Below are 20236 nucleotides of genomic sequence, written 5' to 3'. Positions count from 1 at the left end.
GAGAGCGGGAAGGGATTGGTCGAAGGGGGAGGGGCGTGCGCTACGGCGCTGGCGCGAGGCGCGGCCGGAAGCCGTTTCCGTTGTCGAACTTGCTGACGGTGATGCGGCTGGTGCCGACCGCATGAAGCGCGTCGGCGACGAGGCGGCGATCCTCGGGCGCAAGGCTGACGCTGGCGAAGGCCGTGCGCGGGTTGATGGTCGCGGTGCGCAGGTGAGCGGCAGCCGCTGCAGCGCGGTCTGCGCCTTCACCTTCGACCGCCTCGAGCCGTCCCAGCGCTTCTACCAGGCTGTCCGGCGTGATCTCGATCGCGCGGCCGGCGGGCGGCGTAGCGCCAGCGATCTCATCCAGCCGAGCGAGGCCGACGCAGAAGCCGTTCAGCTCACGGCGTCGAAGAAAGCGCGCGAGGAAGGCGGCGTCCTGAGCCTCGGGGGCAAGATTCACGAACCCGGACTGGCTGTTGCGGATCGTCTTGCAGAGCAGGCGGTCGGCGCGGATCGCGTCCGGATCGCCCTTGATGACCAGCTTGACGGCCGCCTTCTGAAAGCGAGTCAGTTCGGTGACGGTGAAACGGGCGCTCGGGCGCCTGGCGTCGGCCTTCTCCTTGGCGATGCGATCAGCCTTCCGGCCCTCGGCCTCAGCAGAGACGTAGGGCTTGCGGCGGCCGGTCCCGAAAGCGTGGATGAGCGTCGCGGTCATCAGTGCCTCCACACGAAGAAGGAGGCGTTGCGGCTTGCGGTCCCAGCGCGATGCCGGCGCAGGCCATCGCGGTGGAGAGCGATGCATCCGACGATGGACGCGAGCAGCCCGACGCACGCAGACGAGAGGGGGATGAGGTCTTCGAGTAGGGCGGCCATAGCTCAAGCCACCCCAATATTCAGACGGCGGACCGCGGCGCGAGTGCCAGCGTAGAACACGTCCGGGTGCTTGCGATTGCCGGTCGGCTCGCAGCGCAGGGAAACGCTGATCTTGGGGCCGCGGACGAAGGTGGGCTCCTTGCCGGAGATGCCTTTCGCGATCCTGGCAGCTTCAATGCGAGTAGCGGCATGAACCTTACCGGCGCTGGTCTCGAATGCTTTGGTCTGTCCGTACACGGGCTGGCTCCATCACCGTGGGGCGAGAACGGAATGTAAGCACAGCTTTCCTAATGGCGCAACAAAAAAGGTAAGTTACGCTTTCTTTTTGGACCGGCCGGTTTTCCACAGGCCTGAAATGACTCGACAACACCCCCAATCAACTCCACCCTAGAACATAACAGGAACAAACGTGACGGTGTGCGGGGTGGACAATGCGCGAAGGATGCCCGAGCCAGAGCTATCAGAGGTCGTTGGACTTCGGATTCGGTGCGACGATTGTGGGCACCGGTCCTATTGGCCGTCCTCGCGGGTCAGGGACGCTCAGCGCGTCGGCTTCAACACAATCCCGAGCCTTGGCAGCAAGCTGCGCTGTCGCCCCTGCCAGGATCGAGGCGGGAGCGGCAAGAACATCAGCCTCTATCCGGTTTCCAAGGACGTCGACCGGCCGCAATGAAGGGAGGGCCCAATGAGGTCGAAGCCCATCTACGGCGTTCAGACTTTTATCCGAGACAGCAAGGGCAACTTGGCACCGGGGCGCTTCACGACGTGCAAGGACGCGGACGAGGCGAGGAAAATCGCGGAGGAAAAGGTCGACGGAGCACACGCAGACGGGGCTGCAGCTTTCTTCCGGACAGGGGCGGGGGAGTTCGACGAAGGCGAGGTCTATGCCTTCGCTATTTATGGAAATGTACCACGTGGCGTTGCGGATGCGCTGCCATTCTAAATCTACAAAGCTCCCGCATCTTTTGTCTCGATGATTTTTGTGCATTCGTCAAAATTTATAAATTCGTACTTGACTATGAAAGATCCACTATACGTCGACGAAGACCTGGCTTTGAGGCCTATTGACTCAACATTATTTTTGAGTTTTTTCTTTCCTTCAGTCATCCAAAAATATTGATAAAATCGTTCTTTCTTTGCAAGTGCTGTCGTCCATTCACCAGGCTCTCTCCAAATGCTGCCTGCAGTTAACATATCTCCTTTTGTCGAATGGTTTCCATATCCTTGCTTTAGCTGATCCGCCATATCATCAACGGCGGACTTTAACTGCTGCCCGTTAGCCGCGGTATCTACTTGTTTGCTGATAGCAACTATAGCGCAGATGCCCGTTTTTGGAGTGAACTGCAGCAAGTAGCTTTCAAATTTTGGGTGATTCCTCGGCAGATCCTTGCAAGTATACAGTGTCTCATTTACAAGAGTGCACGCTTGGTATGAGTCGGGCATAGACCCCATTTCGACACCAAAAGGCCCATCAGCCAGGACTTCATTGCTGGACAATGAGACTGCCAGCATTGATAAAAATATATAATACGACTTTCCCAATTTAATATTCCTTCTAAATAAACTAATTAGCCGCCGAAAGTCTGATATCTAAGAAACAAACTCTCTATGTCGCTCCAAGATATTTAGATACCGATCAACTCAGGATAGGGAATAACACGGTGCACGCGTAGAACGTCAACTTCTTCGAAGACAATTTCTTTCGCTGGCGTGTGCTGCTCCACGATTAGTTTCGTCGGCGTTCGCTTTACAAGCCTTTTCACGAAAGCGTCGCCCGGCTCGCCATGTTCATTGGGGTGAAGCTCCACCACGACGTAATCACGAGGCTGGGGCCGGCGGTGGGGATCCACATACACGGGGTCGCCATCCTCGTACTTTGGCGAGACACTGTCGCCGACGACATACACCACGTACACATCCCGCCGGCTCTCAATGCCCGGCGGGCGCGGGGCATGATCGATGGTCTGGCCGTTGAATCGAAAATCTCCGCCAGGCCCACCAGAGCCGGTTCCGTACACCGGAACGTTACGGGGGCCCTTCAGGGCCGCGGTATCCGGGGCTGGGTCGCTGTTGCGGATGCGAGCGTTGGCCGGCCTAGACGCCGCCGGCACTTCGGGCTGCTCGCCAAGCAGGACCATGTCCCCGCGCATTGCCGCAGAAAGGTCAATCTGAAGGAGTTCCGCGAGTGCACCGAGACGATCGGTGCCGGGAGACGTCTCTCCGCTCTCCCATTGCCCAACGGCTGGACGCGAGATTCCGAACGCAGCAGCGACCTGCGTTTGCGTCATTTTCCGAGCTTTTCGGGCTTGCGCGATGACCGCGCCCAGGACGTTCTCCATGGGGTGCGAGAGTGTAAGCAATCCTTTCTCCGAGCTAGGTAAGAATTTCTGTCTTTGTCCTTGCCCTAAAGGTAAGTCTGACTTACCTTTGGGCCATGAGCGACACGGCCCTCACCCTCGCAATCAGAATGGCCGGCGGCCCTAAGGCCCTCGGTGAGCGGATTGGCATCTCCTCTCAGGCGATCAGCCAATGGGTCGAATGCCCGCCGCGCCGAGTGATTGCGGTCGAGGCGGCATCAGGCGTCTCGCGCCATGAACTGAGGCCGGACCTATATCCTCTTGCAGGGCCGTCGGCCGCGCTGCCTCAGGTCGTGAGCGCGCACCAATGAGTGCCGCCGCCCGCCTCTGCATCGTCGCTGCGTTCATCGGTGCCGTCATTGCCGGCATCGGCCTTGGCAAGCGCCAGACCGCTCCATTCGAGACGACCATCCCGTGGAGTGCCACGCGATGAAGTCTGCTCCCGCCTCCTCCTACGACGCCGTCATTCCCGACCTCGTCGCCAAGGGTCTGTTGACCTATCAAATCGCCTCGCAGGTCGGCACGTTCCCGAAGGTGATCCGCGACCGTGCTGCCGTCCTTGGGTGTGCGGAGCGTCTTCGCGCGAACGGTCAGGTCCGTTCGCAGGAATCTCGCCGGAAGGATCGGCCGCGCGTTTCGCAGATCGCGCTCCGGTTGATGGGTAAGTCCCGGACGGACCGGTCGGTCTCCGACCTCGTCCGCTGCATCAGCGCGCACCAGCCCACTGCTGATGTCGCCACCGACCATGCCTTGGCGTGTCTGCATCTGCGCGGCTTGACCCTTCCTGATCTCGAGGCATGTTTCGGCATCCCTCCGGCGCAGGCTGCTGCTGCAATTCGGAGGGCCGCCCTGTGATGCGCGCCCACTCACCCATGGAGCGCGCCCCGCTCCTCTCGCGCCCGGTCGGCTCCCTCGTTCTGCGTCGCCGGCCGGTCGCTCAACTGTCCAGCCGGACGAACATCGGCCGCTCGCCGATCGCCCTGGCGACGACGCCGCGTGCCGCGTGCGCTGCGCCGGCCAGTTCCGGATCCAGCTGCGTCACCCCCAGCATCGCCTCGGCGACGTGCCGGGTGAGGTCGCCCGCGCCCCCCGGCTCCCGTTCGATCTCCCGCTTCACCAACCACGACACCATGGCGTGCATCGCCAGGATGGTCGCTGTGCCCTGTGTTTCTTCGTCGTCCTGCATCGCTCGATCCTTCTCGTTTGCCTCGCGCGCCGGCCTTCGCCGCCAAGCCCATGCCGGTCGCGCTTCTGTTCCTGCGTTTCGTCGTGTTCCCGTTGCTCTCATGGGAGCGTCGGCATGACCTCCTCCTGCATGCCCAGCCTCCGCGCTCCTTCGATGCTCACAGCATCGGAGAAGAGCATGGGAAAGTCGCACAGCGCTGTCGCCCAGGTGCGGGGTCCAGCCGCACAGGCGGGCGCCGTTGATCGGACAGCTGTCCAAGAGCGCACCACAGATTTCCTGCGCGCCCTGTACCCGCAGAAGACCGCCGACAACGTCGCGGCCGACACGGGCATCAGCGCCAACACCATTGCGAAGTGGTTGGATCGGGGTTCGGCGCCGACGTCATGGGCATTCCTTCGCCTGATTGAGGCTTACGGCGCCGAGTTCGCCTGCGCCGTCATGGCGAAGCCGCCGGCGTGGCTGGATCGCGCTGCGCGGGACCAGCGGAATGACCGGCTGCAGGCGCAGATCGCCAAGCTGCAGTCCCAGATCGACGGAGGCCTGTGATGCGTCGCGGCGGCCTCCTTCAGATCGCCTGCGCATTCGCAGGTCACGCCATTCGTGGCTTCGGTGTCCGCGTCGGAGAGGTCTGCTCCGACATCGCCGACGCTATCGACCCGCGCGGACCCGATCAGATCGAGCCGGCCCGCGAATGGGATCCGCGCCTCTGGCAGCGCGACCAGGACGCCCGCACCCGCACCGAGGAACGTCCATGATCTGCGATGCAGAACTCACCGGCAGCGGCTTCCGCGCCATGAGCGACCGTGGCGAGGTCACAGTCAGCTACGCCTATGGCGCCGGCTACGTGGTGATGCTGGTCACCCACACCGGCCTGCCGCCTTTCGAGGTGCCGCTGAGTGTTGCGACAGCCCATGGCGTCATCGCGACCATGTCTCGCGCGCTCAACAGCGCGAACATCGCCAAGGACACCGAATACGCCGACCGCCTCGTCCCGCGTCACGCGGCGAAGGCCTGAGGCAAAACGAAAACCGCCCGGGCCCCATCCGCGAAGCGGGGCACCGAGCGGCTTGCTGACCTATCCCTAGGAGAACATCAGATGACCACAAGCACAGCCGCATCGCAAGCCCCGGCAGTCGATGCCTCATCCGTCGCTGCCGACCAGCTGAAGAGCATCATCGAGCGCATCGAGCGCCTGGAGGAGGAGAAGGCCGGCCTCGCGAGCGACATCAGCGATGTCTACTCCGAGGCCAAGGGCACCGGCTTCGACGTGAAGGCCCTGCGCAAGATCATCGCCCTGCGCAAGAAGGACCATGCTGAGCGCACCGAGGAAGAGGCGATCCTCGAGCTCTACATGCAAGCCCTGGGCATGGTCTGAGCCATGCGGACCTTCGCGCATCCTCAGCTTCCGCGTCGCATGGCGAGCAAAGCCGTGCCGATGCGCGAATCCGCGATCCAGTCGGCTGTCGTCCAGCATTGGCGCATGTTCGGCCTCCCGCACACGCTGGTGGCCGCCATCCCGAACGAAGCCGCTAAGGGACAGGCGGGCCTGACGAAGGGCCTGCCCGACCTGCTGGTGGTTGGCGGCACGGTTCGCATCGGCTTCATCGAACTGAAGACTCGGACCGGTCGCCTCTCGCTCGAGCAGAAGACCTTTCGGGCGCTCTGCGCCTTCTGCTCCATCCCCTTCGCCGACACCTACGGCCGCGACGAGCCGATCGGCATCCTGGAGAGCTGGGGTGTCGTGCGGCGGCAGGTCGGGGCGCCGGTCTCCTACCAGCCTCGGGATGAGGCCGCAGAGATCCGTCGGCGCGCAGCCGTGGGCCAATCGGTCGAGGGCATAGCCGCCAGCTTCGGCATGCGCCTGGTCGAGGTCGAGGCCATCCTTTCGGAGGTCGCACCATGACGGTCGCCGAAGCCCTGGCCATCGAAAAATGGCGCGCCCGCAAGGACACGCTGACCATCGCCAATGAGCTCGGCACCGAAGAGGCCTGGGTCTGCCGTGTCATCGCAGCCGAGCAGGACCGCATCCACGACCTGAAGCACCGCGCCGCGCCCCGCTTCACGCCCGTCCACTCCCATCCCGCCCTGGAGGCCTGAACCATGCTGACGAGCGACAGCTACGCCCTGCGCGATGCGCTGCAGGCCATACAGAACGGCGACGCCGCCAAGGCGATCGAGCACCTCAACCGCAACTTCGGATACGTCAGCGTCGACACCGTGGCTTGGGAGGCCTCGTCCCTCCTTCGCGACGGCCTGCTGGTCGACGCTGCCACCCGCATCGAGCGCTACCTCGATCCGAAGTTCCCCTCCGTTGCGGCCTGCGACGAGGCCTATGCCAAGGCCATGGAGGCACGCGCATGAAGTTCGTCGTTGATCGCGACGCGCTGTTCTCGGCGCTGTCCCATGCCTCCCGAATCGTCCTTCGCACGGACGCCGTCCCGATCCTGAGTACCGTCCTTATCCGGGCTGGCGAAGGTCAGCTTTCGGTCCGGGCCACCAACCTCGACATCCTCGCTGAGACCAGCTGCGCGGCCGATGTCGAGGCCGCAGGCGATGTGGCGGTGCCGTTGGCGCCTCTCGCCGAACTGCTGAAGCGCCTGCCAGCCGGGACGCTCGTTCATGCCGAGCAGGCCCAACCCACCTCTGAGCTGAGCCTCAAATACCGGAAGTCTTCAGCCTCACTCCCCACGCTGGAACCGTCCAACTCCGTCGATCTCCCGATCGGGGGAGAGGCCGTCAGCCTTGAGATGCCGGGGGCGGTCTTCGCCAGGCTTCTGAGCACACCCGCCCACATCGCCAGCGCCGACGCCGCATACACCTTCGCCTGCGGCGTCCATCTTCACTACGTGGAGGCCGAGGATTCCTTGGTGGGCGTCGCCACCAACGGCTATCGCTTGACCAAGCTGATGGTACCGGCGCCGGACGAAGCTGCGCGCGCGATGCCATCGATCACGGTGCCTGCAAAATCGGTCGGCGAGCTCGTAAAGGCAGCCCAAGATGTTGGCGCAGGCAACGTCACACTGCTGATCTCGGAGCGGCTTCTTTCTCTGGTCGCCCCAGGTGTCCGGATCACGACGAAGCTCGTTGAGACGATTTTTCCGGATTACGCCCGCGGCATGCCGACTGACCTGTCCCGGTCAACGACGGTCGCCTCTGCGGATCTGAGCGCTGCCCTTCAGCGCGCTAGGATCCTCGCCGACGACAAGGATCGCATCATCCGCTGCGAGGTGGTCGACGATGTGCTGAGCCTGTCCGCTCGCGGTCAGCGCGGCGGTGCCATCCGGGAGACAATCGAGGTCGAGGGCGGCAACAGCATCTGCTTCGGCGTGAACGCTCACCTCGTCTCTGAGGCCTTGAGCGCCATCGACGCCGACGTGATCGAGATCTGTTCGGCGGATCGCAGCGCGCCGATCATCATGCGTCGGCCCGGCTCTACCGAGGTCACATGCCTCATCATGCCGCTTCGGGTCTGACGCGCATGACCGCTCCCGTGTTCTCATTCGAGTCACCACCGGCCGCCAAGCGGGCCCGCATCCGCCGGGGCGGGTGGTCGTGGGGCCCTGTCGAAGGCGCGAAGCTTCGCGTGCTGTCGCTCGGCGCCGGCATTCAATCGACGACCATGGCGTTGATGGCGGCTCACGGCGAGCTCGGCCCGATGCCGGATGCCGTGATCTTCGCAGACACGGGCGCCGAGCCTCCTGGCGTCTACGAGCACCTGCATTGGCTTCGCAGCGGTAACGTCCTGCCCTTCGAGGTGACCGTCGTCCATGGTGGCGATATCATCGGTGATCTCAAGCGTCAGGTGCACGGCGAGAGGGCCGGCCCAGGCGGAAAGTCGCCATCCGCTCCGTTCTTCGCTCCTGGCCGCAAGGGCTCGGCCCCCATCCGCCGGCAGTGCACGGGGCACTACAAGATCGACCCGATCAATCGGGCGGTACGCGGCCTGCTGGGCTTCAAGCCGCGCCAGCGTATTGCGCCCGCATCGGTCGAGATGTGGATCGGGATCTCGGTCGACGAGGTCGTCCGCGCTGGGCCAGCTGTCGAGGGGTGGATCGTAAATCGCTACCCGCTGCTCGAGCAGCGCATGTCCCGGCGCGACTGCGAGGCATGGCTCCTGGCCCACGATTACCCGGTGCCGCCCAAGTCGGCGTGCACGTTCTGCCCGTACCGTACCAACCTCGAATGGCGCCGCCTCAAGGATGAGGATCCGCAAGCGTTCGCGCAGGCATGCGAGATCGACGAGATGATCCGCGGCGGCTTCATCCGCAATGAGCGCGGGACATCTACGGGGAATCTATACGTCCACCGTTCGATGAAGCCCCTCGCGGAGGTCGACTTCAGCACCGCCGAGGAGCGTGGACAGGGCAACATGCTCACGGTCTGCGAGGCGGGGTGCGGACTATGAGCGTCTTCGCCGACCTCCCGCAGCAGCACTACCGCTCGATCGCCATCGACCCGCCCTGGCACTTCAGCGGCGGGACCAAGGGGCGCCCCCAGCACTATCCGCGCATGCGGGACCACGAGATCGCGGCTCTGCCGGTGAAAGATCTCGCGCACCCCGAGGGCTGCCATCTGTTCATGTGGGTGACGTCCCCGAAGCTGGACGCACCAACGCGCTCGACGAGCCGCCTCTCGCCGTTCGCCATCGCTCGCGCCTGGGGCTTCCGCTTCTCCGGACGTGCCTTCATCTGGGTCAAGACCGAGCGGTCGGGCGCGAGCCCCATCTTCGTCTTCGCGGACAGTCTCCACACCGGCACCGGCTACACGACCCGCAAAAACGCGGAGGACGTGCTGCTCTTCAAGCGCGGCAAGCCGCAGCGCCTGTCCAAGGCCGTGCACGAGATCATCCTTGCGCCGATCCGCGAGCACAGCCGCAAGCCCGACGAGTTCTACCGGCGCGTCGAGATCTACGGTCCCGGACCGCACCTCGAGGTCTTCGCCCGCGAGAGCCGTCCCGGCTGGGACACCTGGGGCAACGAGTCGAGCAAGTTCGACGCGCCCGCCAATCCCGCCTGCGCGACGATGGAGTAGGCGATGCGGCTGGTCATCATCGAATCCCCCTACGCTGGCGACGTCGAGCGCAACGTGGCCTACGCGAAGGCCGCCGTCCGCGATTGCCTGCAGCGCGGCGAGGCCCCGTATGCCTCGCACCTGTTCTTCCCGCAGGCCGGCCTGCTGAACGACGACATCCCTGCGCATCGCGCAATTGGCATCGAGGCCGGTCTCGCATGGGGCGCCATGGCGGATGCTACCGTCGTCTACGAGGACCTCGGCATCTCGGTTGGCATGGCGCTCGGCATCCTCCGTGCCCAGGCTCAAGGTCGCCCGGTCGAACTCCGCAGGCTCCGCACCTTTCTCCCGGCTGCGGAGTAGGGCCATGAAGGGCGAATTCTACAAGATGGACTACGAGGCCTGGGACGAGGGCACTGACGAGCTGACGCTCGAGCAGGAAGCCGCGTACCTGCGCCTATGCCATCAGCTGTACCGCCGGAAGGCCTCGATCCCGAGCACCCCGGCGACGCTCGGGCGCATCTGGCGGTGCCATCCGAACAAGGCAAAGAAGCTCCTCGCTGACCTCATCGGGGCCGGCAAGATCGTCGAAAAAGACGGACACCTGAGCAACACGAGGGTGACACGTGAGCTAGACGACCGTGAGACACGTCGGACACAGCAGTCAGACGCGGGGCACATAGGCGGGACACGCTCCGGAGACAATCGCCGTAAGTCGTTGAAAACAAACGATCGTGATGTAGCGGATGCTTCAAGCGTCGCGAAGCGAAATGAAGCAGAGAGAGAGAAAGAGGGAGAGGAGAAAGGACAGATAGAGGCTGCGCCTCCATCTGTTGCGCAGGTAGAGGCTGCCTTCCCGGCGCATGCCTTCGAGCTCTTCTGGACCCGGTATCCGCATAAGGTCGGCAAGGACGCCGCTCGCAAAGCCTTCGACATCGTCCGACGCAGCGGCCGGGTCACGATGGTGGCCCTGCTCAGCGGCCTCGATCGCTACAAGGCCACGAAACCTCCGACCCGTGACTGGTGCCACCCGACCACGTGGCTGAATCAGGGCCGCTGGGCCGACGAGCCTGCGCCGGAGCCGACGGCACTCGCCCGCGCCTCACCGGCGCCCCGCCAGAGCACGGCCGATCTCTGGTCTGGAGACGCCATCGACGCCAACCAATCCCGCCAGCGAGGCAGCCATGACACGCTCCCTTTCGACCGTAGCCGAGCCGGAGGCACGAGTGCCGGCGGTGAGGAATGGTATTCCCCCGAGCCCGCAGAAGACGGCAGTGCTGGCGGCTTATCTCCACAACAACCTCGAGGCGATGCCCGGCAACTTCCGCCGCTACGCATTGTCGGCTGCTCATGAGCCAACGGCGGAGCAGCGCGGCGCCTTGCTGGACCGGCGCGCGGAGATCGACGTGGGCCTCGTTGGCGCCGACGACATCACCATCAGGGAGCGCGTCGGTGCGTTGCGGGCGGTGATGGCATCAGCGCAGGCCGGTGCGGAAACGGTCGCCATCGCTCGGCAGGCCTTCATCGCGGTCCTGAGCCGCTATCCGTCGTGGGCGGTGACCGAGGCTTGCACCCGATTCCTCGACGGCCGGGCCGGGAACAAGGTCTACGCGCCGACTCCCGCCGAGATTGCTGAGGTCTGTCGCGGCCTCATCGCTGACGCACTCACCGAGCGGGCACGCATCAACGCCATCCTCGACGCTGAGGTCTATCAGGCGCCGACGGAAGCTGAGCGAGCCGAGGTGGTGCGGCGCCATCAGGCCTTCGTTGAGGAGACGGCCCGCGCCGCCGGCATCCGACGGCAGAGAGATGGCGATGCTCTACGCGGATCTGATGCAGCTGACCGCGCCGAGGCCGAGCGGATCTTGGAGGAGCGCAAGGTGGCGGCAGCCGCGGAGGCTGGGCTCTCCCTAAGCGAGAGTGAGAACAGGAGCAGAACACCGGACCTGTGATCGGTGGGGACAAAGGCCCGCATTTTCTTGCGGTCTAAGCGGATTGTCCCAGAGTGAAACGACTACCGGCGGCGGGGCCCAAGCCGGCAAGCACCAAGCCCCGCCGCCTTCTCCGACCCCTCGTTTCAGCGAGGGACCAGCGACCACCACGAAACTGAGGGTTTCGAGATGACCGAGAGCGATATGCAGAGCGGCGGCGCCGACCGTCAACCGATCGTCCGCGTGTTGGAAGGCGAGGTGCGTGCGGACAGCCGAGATGTGTCGGCCTACTTCCGCAAGCAGCACAAGAACGTGCTCCAAGCCATCGCGAACCTGGAATGCAGCGACGGCTTCCGCCGGCTGAATTTTCAGCCCATTAAAATCAACGACTTAAAGGGAGAGAGCACCTCGCACGTCGAGATGACGAAGGACGGGTTCGCCTTCCTGGTGATGGGATTTACCGGCGCGGCCGCCGCAGTGTTCAAGGAGGCGTACATCGAGCGCTTTAACGCCATGGAGGCAGGGCTGCGGGCCCGGCCAGTCGTCGATCCCATGGCGATGCTCAACGACCCGGCCGCCCTTCGCAACCTGCTGCTCGCCAACACGGAGAAGGTGCTGGCCCTACAGGGCAAGGTGGCCGAGCAGGCACCGGTGGTGAACGCCTATGCTCGCATCGCCGAGGCTGACGGCACCTTCTGCGTTCGCGACACGGCCAAGAACCTGCAGATCCGCCCGACCGACCTGACGAAGTACCTCGTCGCGAACCGGTGGATCTACAAGCGCCCGGGCACCAAGGAGTGGATCGCCTACCAGGACCGCATCATGACGGGCCTGCTGACGCACAAGGTGGCGACGATCCCTCACGACGACGGTCACGATCGGATCCGCACGCAGGTACGCATCACGCCGAAGGGAATCGGGCGCATCGCGCAGGAACTCGCTCTGGCCTGAGCACCAACATCCGACCGGGCCAGTGTTGGTCCGGTCCGTCCTCTCGTAGCGTATCGAGGATCGACACCATGAGTGCAAAGCCCTTCGGCCGGCGGTTCTCCGCCCGCGTGACGCCTGCCCATTTCGTGACGCTGCCGACGAAGATCAAAGCGGAATTTCCGCTCTCGGATGAGGATAGGGTCGTCCCGCCTGTCATCAATGCGAAGGGCGACCTGTCTTGGTACGTGGCAGCTGTGGCGCCGGCACAGGAGCGCAAGGCGCTGCGCAGCATCATTGAGGCGGGGTATGTCGGCTACGTCCCGATGGACACGCTCTGGCTCACCTCCGAGCGGTTCAAGCGCAAGGTGAAGCGTGAGATCCAGCGGCCCATGCTGCGCGGCTACCTCTTCCTGGGCATCGATGAGCGCCGCATTTCGGAAGACGGCGAGATCATCGCCGAGGATGCGACGTCGACCGTGCCACCACAGCAGGCCTGGGACGGACTCGAAGAGCGCGACATCTGGGGGCAGAACGTTCACGGCATCGTCGCGGTGATGAGGAACCAGGGCAAGCGCTCCCGGCTCATGGGCAAGGCTCTGACCGCTCTCGCACGCCTCGCGGCAGAAGAAGCCGAGGGCTGGTACGATGAAAGCCGGAAGCCCGGCCTAGAGGCTGCGGCCAACCCTGAGAAAGCCCGTCCGCTCTTCGAAATCGGTGAGGCTTGTCGGGTGTCCTCAGGCGCATTCGCTACCTACCCTGGCGTGGTGGAGAGCGTTGACGAGGATCGGGGGCGACTGCGGCTCGCAGTCGACATCTTCGGCCGGCCCACGCCCATCGAGCTTGAGTTTGGCGAGGTCGAGAACACCGAGAGGCCACAGGAAATCAGTAGGCGGGTCCTACCAATCGCTTGACCTTGCATTGATAGGCTCTATTGTTTCACCCGCGCCCCTCGAACGAAGCGGAATGGCTCGGTTGTGGCGCGAGGACGGACGTGAGGCCGACATAGGCCCTGCCGTATCCTCGCGAAGGCGAAGCTCCATCCTTTCAATGCAGCGCATTTCGTTTGTGCTGTTAGGTGCATCACCTAAAATTGATGTGTTCACTTGGCATCACATAGGACGCATTTCGCGCCGAACCCGTCAAAAAAGCCGCTTTAGGTTGCCGAGAACCCCGACATCCGCCAAGCCTGCTATCACGTTCATGTGAGCGTTCGGGCTTTGTCGGGGGTGGGTTACAGTGACTGATCTAGCTGGACAGAGCGAGGGGCACTCTGAGAGGCCAAGGCCATCATCCGTTCCTAACAATATCCTATTGGAAAATCACAAGCTCCTATCGGCCCTGATCGCATCGGCATCCCGCGAAAAAGACGAAAAAGTTCTCGGCCGCGCTGTGAGGCTTGCGTGCGCGAAGACTTGGTTAAGTCGCCATAGAGGCGCATTCATGCGCCAGTTTCTTTCGTTAGGTCATCCCGACAGCGCTTGGAAGGTTCTCAACTCAGATCCCGAAGCAAAGAATTCTGCGGACTATATCAAGTATGCCCGTCGAATTCGTGCGCATACTGCAGATCGAAGGCTCAGAAAGGTCATACGCGACGCCATGAGCGGCGCGACCCAAGGCGGGATATTTCACAAGCCGCCAGTGTCAGAGATTGAGTTCCCGAATGAGGGCGCGCAACAGTCGCCTCTTGGAACGGCCTCTGCCGCTCTCGCCCCGCTCACCGATGCAAAGCATCTGGACGCGTTCAATAAATCAATGGAGCAAGTCAGGGTCAGTTACGGCCGGGCGAAGCCACCAGCGCTTGTTGAGTACGAGAACGTTTTTGTCGACCGGCATGGGCAGGTCTGGCAGGAGGATGGTGTCACCCTCATCGCTCATGGGAAGCCGCTTCCCGCAGTCACCCGCGCCGACGTCCCGAATATCCCAAAGGCCATTCACGGCATCAAGGACACACGCGGGATCTACCATTGGCTGGTTGACCGCGTTCCAACATTTGCGTGGCTCCTTGACGGCCGGCATGATGATTATGCCATCTTGCAGAGCGATAAATCGCCCGCATTCGAGAATACGACGCTTGAGATGCTTGGTCTTGAGGGGCGGGCTGTTCCAGTCGGTGAAGCGGTATTCGTCGAGCGCATGGTCAAGGCGCGCGTGCTATTCGCGGGTATGACCTTCTGGGACCGTGTCGGACCTGTATTCGATCTGCTCAAGGTTCGCGCTGCCGAGCAGGCTAAGGCGCACGGCGTGCTGCCGATCGATAAGATTTACATCTCTCGAAGCGACGCAAAGCGCCGAAAGATGCTGAACGAAAGTGATGTTGAGGCCGCGCTCGCTGCAGACGGCTTCGAGATCCTTTCATTCAGCGGCATACCCATTTGGCATCAGATCTTCCTGGCGACTTCAGCCAAGGAGATCGTGGCACCACACGGTGCCGGCCTTTCGCATCTGATCGCTGCGCAACCCGGCGCGAAGGTAACGGAAGTCCTTCCGATCTCCGACGGCAACTACGCTCTGCGATACAACTATGCGAGGCTGAGCCTCATTCGTGGTCTAAGCTATCGCGCATGGCTGGAACCAGAGCCCGACCACACGGACAATTGGACGACGAACTTAGACGGGTTCTTGGCATTCTTGCGGGCCGGCTGAAGGCAGGATCGGTCCCGGCCCGATTTATAGGTGGATACTCACCGCCTGCGAGACGCAGTCTTCAATAAGGTTGCGTCGTCCCTGGATGGGGCGCCCGTCCTAGGTGCCGGGGACCCTGGGGGGTCTGGATCTATACGGGTGGTCGGGGCCCCCAATGTTCCTAGCGCCAGGGTCTAAAAACCCGGTAACAGGGTAACAGGTAACAGCCGGGATGAGCGACGACAGGCACCTTAGCCAAGCCGATTTCGCCCGTCGGCGTGGGGTATCACGCAAAGCCGTAACTGCGTGGAAACAGAAGGGCTTGCTGGTAGTTTCTGATGCAGGTTTGATCGACGTCGAGGCGTCGGAATGGAACCTGGATCAGCGCCCTGCGAGCTACCGAGGTGGTGTTACCCATCGGCCAATCCGGGCCGTTACCGGTAACACTTCGGCGCGTGAGCCGACGGCGCCAGCAAAGCCCAAGTCCGACACTTGGCAGAAGCTCGGCGAGGCGATGCCGCGACCGGCACCGCTTCCTGTCGGCGACTACGAGGCCGAAGACATCGGCCCGCTCGACCCGACGAACCTACCGCTGCCGGAGGCGATCCGGCGCAAGGAGAATTTCCTGGGCCTCCAGCGCAAGCAGGAGGTCGAGAAGAACGACAAGAAGCTCGTCGATCGCGAGGCGGCCGAGAAGCTGTTCTTCGACACCGCCCGTGATTACCGCGACGCCTGGCAGTCCTGGCCGGCGCGGATCGCGGTGGTGATGGCAGATGAGCTGAAGGTCGACCCCCGTGCGCTGACGACGATCCTGAACGCGCATGTCAAACAGCATCTCTCCGAGCTCGGAGAACCCTCGGCCGAGTTCGCTTGATACCGAGAGCCTCGCGAAGGCTTGGCGGAAGGGGGCGACCCCAACCCCGAACCTCGACGTCGTCGAGTGGGCCGAGCGCTACCGCAGGCTGAGCAAGGAATCGTCGAACGGCGGACGCTTCATCGTCTCCCGGGTCGAGGTGGCCCGCGGCCCGATGCTCGCGGCGACGGAGCCGGGCGTCAGCGTCATCACCTTGATGGCATGTACGCAGCTCCTCAAAACGACCGTGATCGAGAACATCCTCGGTCGGTTCATGCACATCGACCCGTGCCCGATCCTCGTGGTTCAGCCCAAAGACGACGCGGCCGAGACTTTCTCGAAGGACCGGCTGGCCCCTATGATCCGGGACACGGCGGTCCTGCGGGAGATCTTCGGGGACTCGAAGTCTCGGGACGCCGGCGCGACCCTGACGCACAAGCAGTTCCCGGGTGGACACATCACCCTCGTCGGCTCGAACAGCCCGACCAACCTTGCGATGCGGCCCATCCGGCTGCTCACCTGTGACGAGATCGACAAATATCCGCTCTCCGCCGGTGGCGAAGGCTCGCCCATCGACCTCGCCGAGGAGCGCCAGGCCGAGTTCAAGGCCAACAGCCTGTCGGTGAGGGCCTGTTCGCCCACGGTGGCGGGCCGCAGCGCCATCGAAGCCTCCTACGAGGAGAGCGACCAGCGTAAGGCGTTCGTCGAATGCCCTGGTTGTCACGGCTGGCACCCTCTCGAATGGGAGCAGGTCCGCTTCGACAAGGATGCGGAAGGCAAAATCCGGGCGGAGAGCGCGCGCTACGAGTGCGTAGCCTGCGAGCATCCGATGACAGAGCCCCAGCGGCTCGTCGCGCTGCGCAAAATCGAGTGGCGGCAGACCCGCTCGTTCACCTGCTGCGGCGAAAACCAGTCTCCGGAGCGCTGGGCGCCCGAGGCCTACGGGGTCCGAAGGGCCCTGTGCATCCATTGCGGCACCGAGGCAGTGCCGAACGATCATGCTGGGTTCCAGGCGTCGAAGCTTTACGCCCCGAAGCAGACCATTCGCGAGACGGTGGCGAAATTCGCCCGCGCGCTACGGCGGGGACCGGAGGCCTTGCGGACCTTCTTCAACACGCAGCTTGCCAGGACTTGGAAGGAAGGCGCTGACGCGCCGGACTGGCAAGATGTCTACACCCGCAAGGGTCGATACCGCAGCGGGACGGTGCCTTTCGGGGGGCTGATCCTATTCGGCGGCGTCGACGTTCAGAAAGACCGCCTCGAGGCGAGCATCTGGGCCTTCGGACGCAACCGCGAGCGCTGGCTCATCGAGCACCGGGTGCTTCCGGGCGACACGAACCGCGCCGAGGTTTGGAGCGAGCTCGAATCTCTGTTCTCGGAGACGTGGCCGCACGAGGGCGGCGCGGAAATGACTGTTCGGGACTGGGGTGTCGATTCCAGCGGCTTCACTGCCGAAGTCTACGCCTTCGTTCGGCGTCAGGCGGGCCGTCCGGTCCACGCCGTCGACGGACAGGACAGCTACGCGGCGGCCTTCCTCGGCGTCGGCGCGAAGGATGCGACCCCGGCCGGCAAAAAGCTGCGCCGCGGCCTGAAAACGATCCGGGTCGGGGCCTCGTTCGCCAAGCAGGAGCTGATGGGGTGCCTGTCGCTGCAGCGCCCGCCGGACGGCAGGCCCTTTCCGGCCGGTTTCGTCCACCTGCCGGAGGATGTGACCGAGGACCAGGTGAAGCAGCTGACGGCCGAGGAGCTCGTCACGCACGTCACCCGGGGCCGGACCCGGCGCGAGTGGGTGCCAATCGGCGGTCGGCGCAACGAGGTGCTCGACTGCGCCAACTACGCCCGCGGCCTCGCCGCCATGCGCGGCTGGGACCGCTGGCGCGAGGTGCATTGGCGGGATCTGGAGGCTTCGCTCGGTGTCGAGCGGGGCGGGGTCATCGTCCCGACCGAGATCGAGCAACCGACAGTCGCCGCCGGCTCGCTGGCGGCCCGGAACCTTCAGCGCGCTGCTGGCCGCCGCAGCAAGGTCCGAAGCAGAACGACGAGGTAGCGAATGGCCGACGACCTCGAGAGGCAGATCGCCGCTCTGCGCAAGCAGATCGTAGACATCGATCGGACGATGGCGAGCGGTGTCGAGCGCGTGGAGAGCGCCGATACCGGGAGTGTGGGCTATCGCGACTACAGCGATATGCGCCTTATTCGCTCGGACCTCCTGGCACGTCTCCAGGCTCTGCTGGGCTCGACTGCCGGCGCCCCTCGCCGCACTCGCCAGATCGTCACCACGAGCCGTAGCGGGTGGTGATGGACCTCTCCGGAGAAGACGTCGCCGTCGCGCGAGAGAGCCAGCCCTACGACGTTGCCAACGGCGCCGGTCGCCGGTCGCGGTCATGGCGTGTGGGTAGCTACGGCCCGAACTCGGCGATCGTCTACGCGCTGGACGAGCTGCGGCGGAAGTCGCGCGACCAGGCGAGGAAGAACCCCTATGCCGGCGCGGCCGTCGACCGGCTCGTCACGAACATCATCGGGACCGGCATCGTGCCGCGCTCCATGGCTGCTCGATCCGTCGAAGGGCTGTCGGATGCCGCGGCTAAGAGCCGGAAAGCCGAGGACGCAGCCTTCCGCGCCCGGATCCAGAAGCTGTTTCTGGCATGGACCGACGAGGCCGACAGCATCGGCGCGCATGACTTCTACGGCCTGCAGGCGCTCGCGGTCCGGGGCATGGTCGAGGGCGGCGAGACGTTCACCCGCCTTCGCACCCGTCGCCCCGAGGATGGTCTCACCGTGCCGCTGCAGCTGCAGCTTCTCGAAGGCGACCACTGCCCGCATCTCAAAACGGACGCTACCGTTCGGATCCGCCAGGGCATCCAGTACGACGCCATCGGCAAGCGCACGGGGTATCACCTCTATCGCGAGCATCCGGGTGACGGTGTCGTGGCGACCAGTTTCGGCGAGCCCGTGCTCGTTCCCGCAACGGACATCTGCCATCTCTACCGCGCGATGCGGCCGGGGCAGGATCGCGGTGAGCCCTGGCTCGCCCGGGCGCTGCGCACCCTTTACGACCTCGACGGCTACCTCGACGCTGAGCTGATCCGGAAAAAGAACGCCGCCCGCCTCGTTGGCTTCGTGAAGCGCACGCTCGCCGACGGGCAAGAGGGACCGCTCGGTACCGATCCCGGCGATGATGACGGCGTGGCCACCCTCGACTTCGAGCCCGGCACCATTCAGGTGCTGGCCGACGGCGAGGACATGACCTTCAGCGACCCGAAGGACGTCGGGCCCAACTTCGAGATGTTCGTCCGAGAGTCGAAGCGCAGCGTCGCGGCGGCCTGCGGGCTCCTCTACGAGATCCTGAGCGGTGACTACAGCCAGCTCAACGACCGCACCTTGCGTGCTGCCCTCAACGACTTCCGCCGAGCTGTCGAGCAGTGGCAACACCACCTCGTCGTGTTCCAGCTGTGCCGGCCGATCTGGATCCGGTGGATCGACCTTGCGCTCCTCTCCGGTGCGCTTCGCCTGCCTGCCGGCATGACCCGGCAGGATGCCTACGCCGTCAACTGGATCCCGCAGGCTTGGCCGTACATCCACCCGGTTCAGGACGTCCAAGGCAAGACCATGGAGATTCAGGCCGGACTGTCGACGCGCACCCGTAAGGTCGCCGAGGGCGGCTACGACGCCGAAACGGTGGATGCCGAGCAGGCGAGCGACAACGAGCGGGCCGACAGCCTGGGCCTGACCTACACCAGCGACGGCCGCCAGAAGCCCACCGCCGCGAATGGCACGCCCCCCGAGGCGTCGACCGAAGAACCGCCTGCCGCCGGCAGCGACTGACCCACTACTACGGAGGCACCATGACCGCTCTGGTCAATGGGAACGAGATCATCCTCTCGGGGACGGTCGGCGATCTCTATTGGGACGACTGCTTCTCCTCGGCTGACGTCATCTTCGCGCTGGCGCAGGTCGGTCGCGATCAGGACGTCACGATCCGCCTGAACAGCGGCGGTGGCATCGCTACCGAGGGCGCGGCCATCCACGCCGCGATCGCGGCGCACAGGGGCCGCAAGACCATTGTGGTCGAGGGAATCGCAGCATCAGCCGCGTCCGTCATCGCCATGGCCGGCGACGAGGTCGTCATGTCCCTCGGCGCGCTGATGATGGTGCATGACCCGTCGGGCTTCACCTTCGGGACGATCGACGACCACCAGCTGCAGATCAAGGCCCTGACCGCGCTCGCGACGGCCATGGCTGGCATCTACGCCGAGCGTACCGGCAGGACTGTCGCCGAGGCGCGGGCCGACATGCAGGCCGAGCTCTGGATGACGCCCGAGGAAGCCGTCGCTGCCGGCTATGCCGACCGGACGCTGTCGCGCGCCGCCAACGACGACGTCGAGCCCGAGCCCACGGCCTTCGATTACCGCCTTTTCAGCCATCCGCCGGAGCGCCTCGTCGCCCTGGCTGACCGGCGCGCGTGGACGAACCGCGCCCGCCCCACCGCGGC

29 protein-coding genes are annotated in these 20236 nt (G+C 64.3%); 24 read left to right on the top strand and 5 right to left on the bottom strand.

Annotated elements, in window-relative coordinates; genetic code table 11:
* Positions 1–40 precede the first annotated feature (40 nt).
* The 4 genes from FV220_RS13605 to FV220_RS13590 all read right to left on the bottom strand — a co-directional run bounded on the left by FV220_RS13605 (position 41) and on the right by FV220_RS13590 (position 3194).
* The gene (locus FV220_RS13605; RefSeq protein WP_147832009.1) at positions 41–697 is read right to left on the bottom strand and encodes a hypothetical protein; all 657 of its coding nucleotides are present in this window, start codon (positions 695–697) and stop codon (positions 41–43) included.
* Positions 698–858: 161 nt separating this feature from the next.
* Positions 859–1092 (bottom strand): hypothetical protein, encoded by a 234-nt coding sequence (locus FV220_RS13600; protein ID WP_147832007.1) that lies wholly within the window; start codon positions 1090–1092, stop codon positions 859–861.
* A 708-nt stretch (positions 1093–1800) separates the two neighbouring features.
* On the bottom strand, positions 1801–2205 hold the full coding sequence (locus FV220_RS13595) for a hypothetical protein (RefSeq protein ID WP_147832005.1): 405 nt from the start codon (positions 2203–2205) through the stop codon (positions 1801–1803).
* Positions 2206–2480: 275 nt separating this feature from the next.
* A complete protein-coding gene (locus FV220_RS13590; protein ID WP_147832003.1) occupies positions 2481–3194 on the bottom strand; it encodes a LexA family transcriptional regulator in 714 nt (237 codons plus the stop codon).
* 95 nt (positions 3195–3289) lie between these two features.
* On the opposite strand from FV220_RS13590, the gene FV220_RS13585 reads away from it, so the two are divergent.
* From FV220_RS13585 to FV220_RS13580, 3 genes are read left to right on the top strand one after another with little or no spacing between them, the layout of a single operon-like run.
* Positions 3290–3523, top strand: a complete 234-nt coding sequence (locus FV220_RS13585) for a YdaS family helix-turn-helix protein (RefSeq protein ID WP_147832001.1) — start codon at positions 3290–3292, stop codon at positions 3521–3523.
* Complete coding sequence (locus FV220_RS26400; RefSeq protein ID WP_281406089.1) at positions 3520–3645, top strand: hypothetical protein; 126 nt, start codon at positions 3520–3522, stop codon at positions 3643–3645. The genes FV220_RS13585 and FV220_RS26400 overlap by 4 nt, the downstream gene beginning before the upstream one ends.
* Complete coding sequence (locus FV220_RS13580; RefSeq protein WP_147831999.1) at positions 3627–4067, top strand: hypothetical protein; 441 nt, start codon at positions 3627–3629, stop codon at positions 4065–4067. Before FV220_RS26400 ends, FV220_RS13580 begins: the two co-directional genes overlap by 19 nt.
* Before the next feature lie 82 nt (positions 4068–4149).
* On the opposite strand, the gene FV220_RS13575 is transcribed toward FV220_RS13580, so the two are convergent.
* On the bottom strand, positions 4150–4398 hold the full coding sequence (locus FV220_RS13575; protein ID WP_147831997.1) for a hypothetical protein: 249 nt from the start codon (positions 4396–4398) through the stop codon (positions 4150–4152).
* 114 nt (positions 4399–4512) lie between these two features.
* Here FV220_RS13575 and FV220_RS13570 point away from each other — a divergent pair, with 114 nt between their 5' ends.
* The 21 genes from FV220_RS13570 to FV220_RS13470 form a co-directional block, all read left to right on the top strand.
* Positions 4513–4944, top strand: coding sequence for a hypothetical protein (locus tag FV220_RS13570; RefSeq protein ID WP_147831995.1), 432 nt, complete (start codon positions 4513–4515; stop codon positions 4942–4944).
* The gene (locus tag FV220_RS13565) at positions 4944–5153 is read left to right on the top strand and encodes a hypothetical protein (protein WP_147831994.1); all 210 of its coding nucleotides are present in this window, start codon (positions 4944–4946) and stop codon (positions 5151–5153) included. The genes FV220_RS13570 and FV220_RS13565 overlap by 1 nt, the downstream gene beginning before the upstream one ends.
* Positions 5150–5413, top strand: coding sequence for a hypothetical protein (locus FV220_RS13560; protein WP_147831992.1), 264 nt, complete (start codon positions 5150–5152; stop codon positions 5411–5413). Before FV220_RS13565 ends, FV220_RS13560 begins: the two co-directional genes overlap by 4 nt.
* Positions 5414–5494: 81 nt before the next feature.
* Positions 5495–5773, top strand: coding sequence for a DUF2312 domain-containing protein (locus FV220_RS13555; protein ID WP_147831990.1), 279 nt, complete (start codon positions 5495–5497; stop codon positions 5771–5773).
* Positions 5774–5812: 39 nt separating this feature from the next.
* Entirely contained in the window at positions 5813–6301 is a 489-nt protein-coding gene (locus tag FV220_RS13550) for a VRR-NUC domain-containing protein (RefSeq protein ID WP_147831988.1), read from the top strand.
* Entirely contained in the window at positions 6298–6495 is a 198-nt protein-coding gene (locus FV220_RS13545; RefSeq protein ID WP_147831986.1) for a hypothetical protein, read from the top strand. Before FV220_RS13550 ends, FV220_RS13545 begins: the two co-directional genes overlap by 4 nt.
* Before the next feature lie 3 nt (positions 6496–6498).
* Complete coding sequence (locus tag FV220_RS13540; protein WP_147831985.1) at positions 6499–6759, top strand: hypothetical protein; 261 nt, start codon at positions 6499–6501, stop codon at positions 6757–6759.
* Complete coding sequence (dnaN, locus tag FV220_RS13535; protein WP_147831983.1) at positions 6756–7871, top strand: DNA polymerase III subunit beta; 1116 nt, start codon at positions 6756–6758, stop codon at positions 7869–7871. The genes FV220_RS13540 and dnaN overlap by 4 nt, the downstream gene beginning before the upstream one ends.
* Before the next feature lie 110 nt (positions 7872–7981).
* A complete protein-coding gene (locus FV220_RS13530) occupies positions 7982–8803 on the top strand; it encodes a hypothetical protein (RefSeq protein WP_246689457.1) in 822 nt (273 codons plus the stop codon).
* Complete coding sequence (locus FV220_RS13525) at positions 8800–9429, top strand: MT-A70 family methyltransferase (RefSeq protein ID WP_147831979.1); 630 nt, start codon at positions 8800–8802, stop codon at positions 9427–9429. Before FV220_RS13530 ends, FV220_RS13525 begins: the two co-directional genes overlap by 4 nt.
* Before the next feature lie 3 nt (positions 9430–9432).
* Positions 9433–9771, top strand: a complete 339-nt coding sequence (locus FV220_RS13520; RefSeq protein ID WP_147831977.1) for a hypothetical protein — start codon at positions 9433–9435, stop codon at positions 9769–9771.
* A gap of 4 nt (positions 9772–9775) precedes the next feature.
* Positions 9776–10762: a DUF1376 domain-containing protein gene (locus FV220_RS13515; RefSeq protein WP_187273417.1), complete on the top strand. Its 987-nt coding sequence runs from the start codon at positions 9776–9778 to the stop codon at positions 10760–10762.
* The gene (locus FV220_RS13510; protein ID WP_187273416.1) at positions 10719–11360 is read left to right on the top strand and encodes a hypothetical protein; all 642 of its coding nucleotides are present in this window, start codon (positions 10719–10721) and stop codon (positions 11358–11360) included. The genes FV220_RS13515 and FV220_RS13510 overlap by 44 nt, the downstream gene beginning before the upstream one ends.
* A gap of 168 nt (positions 11361–11528) precedes the next feature.
* Positions 11529–12290: a phage regulatory protein/antirepressor Ant gene (locus FV220_RS13505; protein WP_147831971.1), complete on the top strand. Its 762-nt coding sequence runs from the start codon at positions 11529–11531 to the stop codon at positions 12288–12290.
* Positions 12291–12358: 68 nt separating this feature from the next.
* Positions 12359–13180, top strand: a complete 822-nt coding sequence (locus FV220_RS26495) for a transcription termination/antitermination NusG family protein (RefSeq protein ID WP_147831969.1) — start codon at positions 12359–12361, stop codon at positions 13178–13180.
* Positions 13181–13709: 529 nt separating this feature from the next.
* A complete protein-coding gene (locus tag FV220_RS13495) occupies positions 13710–14912 on the top strand; it encodes a glycosyltransferase family 61 protein (RefSeq protein WP_147831967.1) in 1203 nt (400 codons plus the stop codon).
* 325 nt (positions 14913–15237) lie between these two features.
* On the top strand, positions 15238–15765 hold the full coding sequence (locus FV220_RS13490; protein ID WP_246689456.1) for a hypothetical protein: 528 nt from the start codon (positions 15238–15240) through the stop codon (positions 15763–15765).
* The gene (locus tag FV220_RS13485) at positions 15713–17791 is read left to right on the top strand and encodes a terminase gpA endonuclease subunit (protein ID WP_147831963.1); all 2079 of its coding nucleotides are present in this window, start codon (positions 15713–15715) and stop codon (positions 17789–17791) included. Before FV220_RS13490 ends, FV220_RS13485 begins: the two co-directional genes overlap by 53 nt.
* A gap of 3 nt (positions 17792–17794) precedes the next feature.
* Positions 17795–18043: a hypothetical protein gene (locus tag FV220_RS13480; RefSeq protein WP_147831961.1), complete on the top strand. Its 249-nt coding sequence runs from the start codon at positions 17795–17797 to the stop codon at positions 18041–18043.
* Positions 18043–19569 carry a phage portal protein gene (locus FV220_RS13475; RefSeq protein ID WP_147832025.1) on the top strand — a complete coding sequence of 509 codons (1527 nt, stop codon included), beginning with the start codon at positions 18043–18045 and terminating at the stop codon, positions 19567–19569. The genes FV220_RS13480 and FV220_RS13475 overlap by 1 nt, the downstream gene beginning before the upstream one ends.
* Positions 19570–19589: 20 nt before the next feature.
* Positions 19590–20236 (top strand): head maturation protease, ClpP-related (locus tag FV220_RS13470; RefSeq protein WP_147831959.1); only part of this gene is annotated, 647 nt, incomplete at its 3' end.

Origin of the sequence: Methylobacterium sp. WL19 (genome assembly GCF_008040005.1) — a bacterium.
Classification (GTDB): Bacteria; Pseudomonadota; Alphaproteobacteria; order Rhizobiales; family Beijerinckiaceae; genus Methylobacterium; species Methylobacterium bullatum.
Note: the sequence above shows the minus strand (reverse complement) of the source record. Positions and strands in the feature narration are given on the sequence as shown.

What these genes read in the sequence shown, in the direction of transcription:
- FV220_RS13605 (WP_147832009.1), bottom strand. Translation starts at nt 697, where the DNA reads ATGACCGCGACGCTCATCCACGCTTTCGGGACCGGCCGCCGCAAGCCC.
- FV220_RS13590 (WP_147832003.1), bottom strand. Translation starts at nt 3,194, where the DNA reads ATGGAGAACGTCCTGGGCGCGGTCATCGCGCAAGCCCGAAAAGCTCGG.
- FV220_RS13585 (WP_147832001.1), top strand. Translation starts at nt 3,290, where the DNA reads ATGAGCGACACGGCCCTCACCCTCGCAATCAGAATGGCCGGCGGCCCT.
- FV220_RS26400 (WP_281406089.1), top strand. Translation starts at nt 3,520, where the DNA reads ATGAGTGCCGCCGCCCGCCTCTGCATCGTCGCTGCGTTCATCGGTGCC.
- FV220_RS13575 (WP_147831997.1), bottom strand. Translation starts at nt 4,398, where the DNA reads ATGCAGGACGACGAAGAAACACAGGGCACAGCGACCATCCTGGCGATG.
- FV220_RS13570 (WP_147831995.1), top strand. Translation starts at nt 4,513, where the DNA reads ATGACCTCCTCCTGCATGCCCAGCCTCCGCGCTCCTTCGATGCTCACA.
- FV220_RS13565 (WP_147831994.1), top strand. Translation starts at nt 4,944, where the DNA reads ATGCGTCGCGGCGGCCTCCTTCAGATCGCCTGCGCATTCGCAGGTCAC.
- FV220_RS13560 (WP_147831992.1), top strand. Translation starts at nt 5,150, where the DNA reads ATGATCTGCGATGCAGAACTCACCGGCAGCGGCTTCCGCGCCATGAGC.
- FV220_RS13555 (WP_147831990.1), top strand. Translation starts at nt 5,495, where the DNA reads ATGACCACAAGCACAGCCGCATCGCAAGCCCCGGCAGTCGATGCCTCA.
- FV220_RS13550 (WP_147831988.1), top strand. Translation starts at nt 5,813, where the DNA reads ATGGCGAGCAAAGCCGTGCCGATGCGCGAATCCGCGATCCAGTCGGCT.
- FV220_RS13545 (WP_147831986.1), top strand. Translation starts at nt 6,298, where the DNA reads ATGACGGTCGCCGAAGCCCTGGCCATCGAAAAATGGCGCGCCCGCAAG.
- FV220_RS13540 (WP_147831985.1), top strand. Translation starts at nt 6,499, where the DNA reads ATGCTGACGAGCGACAGCTACGCCCTGCGCGATGCGCTGCAGGCCATA.
- dnaN (WP_147831983.1), top strand. Translation starts at nt 6,756, where the DNA reads ATGAAGTTCGTCGTTGATCGCGACGCGCTGTTCTCGGCGCTGTCCCAT.
- FV220_RS13525 (WP_147831979.1), top strand. Translation starts at nt 8,800, where the DNA reads ATGAGCGTCTTCGCCGACCTCCCGCAGCAGCACTACCGCTCGATCGCC.
- FV220_RS13520 (WP_147831977.1), top strand. Translation starts at nt 9,433, where the DNA reads ATGCGGCTGGTCATCATCGAATCCCCCTACGCTGGCGACGTCGAGCGC.
- FV220_RS13515 (WP_187273417.1), top strand. Translation starts at nt 9,776, where the DNA reads ATGAAGGGCGAATTCTACAAGATGGACTACGAGGCCTGGGACGAGGGC.
- FV220_RS13510 (WP_187273416.1), top strand. Translation starts at nt 10,719, where the DNA reads ATGCCCGGCAACTTCCGCCGCTACGCATTGTCGGCTGCTCATGAGCCA.
- FV220_RS13505 (WP_147831971.1), top strand. Translation starts at nt 11,529, where the DNA reads ATGACCGAGAGCGATATGCAGAGCGGCGGCGCCGACCGTCAACCGATC.
- FV220_RS26495 (WP_147831969.1), top strand. Translation starts at nt 12,359, where the DNA reads ATGAGTGCAAAGCCCTTCGGCCGGCGGTTCTCCGCCCGCGTGACGCCT.
- FV220_RS13495 (WP_147831967.1), top strand. Translation starts at nt 13,710, where the DNA reads ATGCGCCAGTTTCTTTCGTTAGGTCATCCCGACAGCGCTTGGAAGGTT.
- FV220_RS13485 (WP_147831963.1), top strand. Translation starts at nt 15,713, where the DNA reads ATGTCAAACAGCATCTCTCCGAGCTCGGAGAACCCTCGGCCGAGTTCG.
- FV220_RS13480 (WP_147831961.1), top strand. Translation starts at nt 17,795, where the DNA reads ATGGCCGACGACCTCGAGAGGCAGATCGCCGCTCTGCGCAAGCAGATC.
- FV220_RS13475 (WP_147832025.1), top strand. Translation starts at nt 18,043, where the DNA reads ATGGACCTCTCCGGAGAAGACGTCGCCGTCGCGCGAGAGAGCCAGCCC.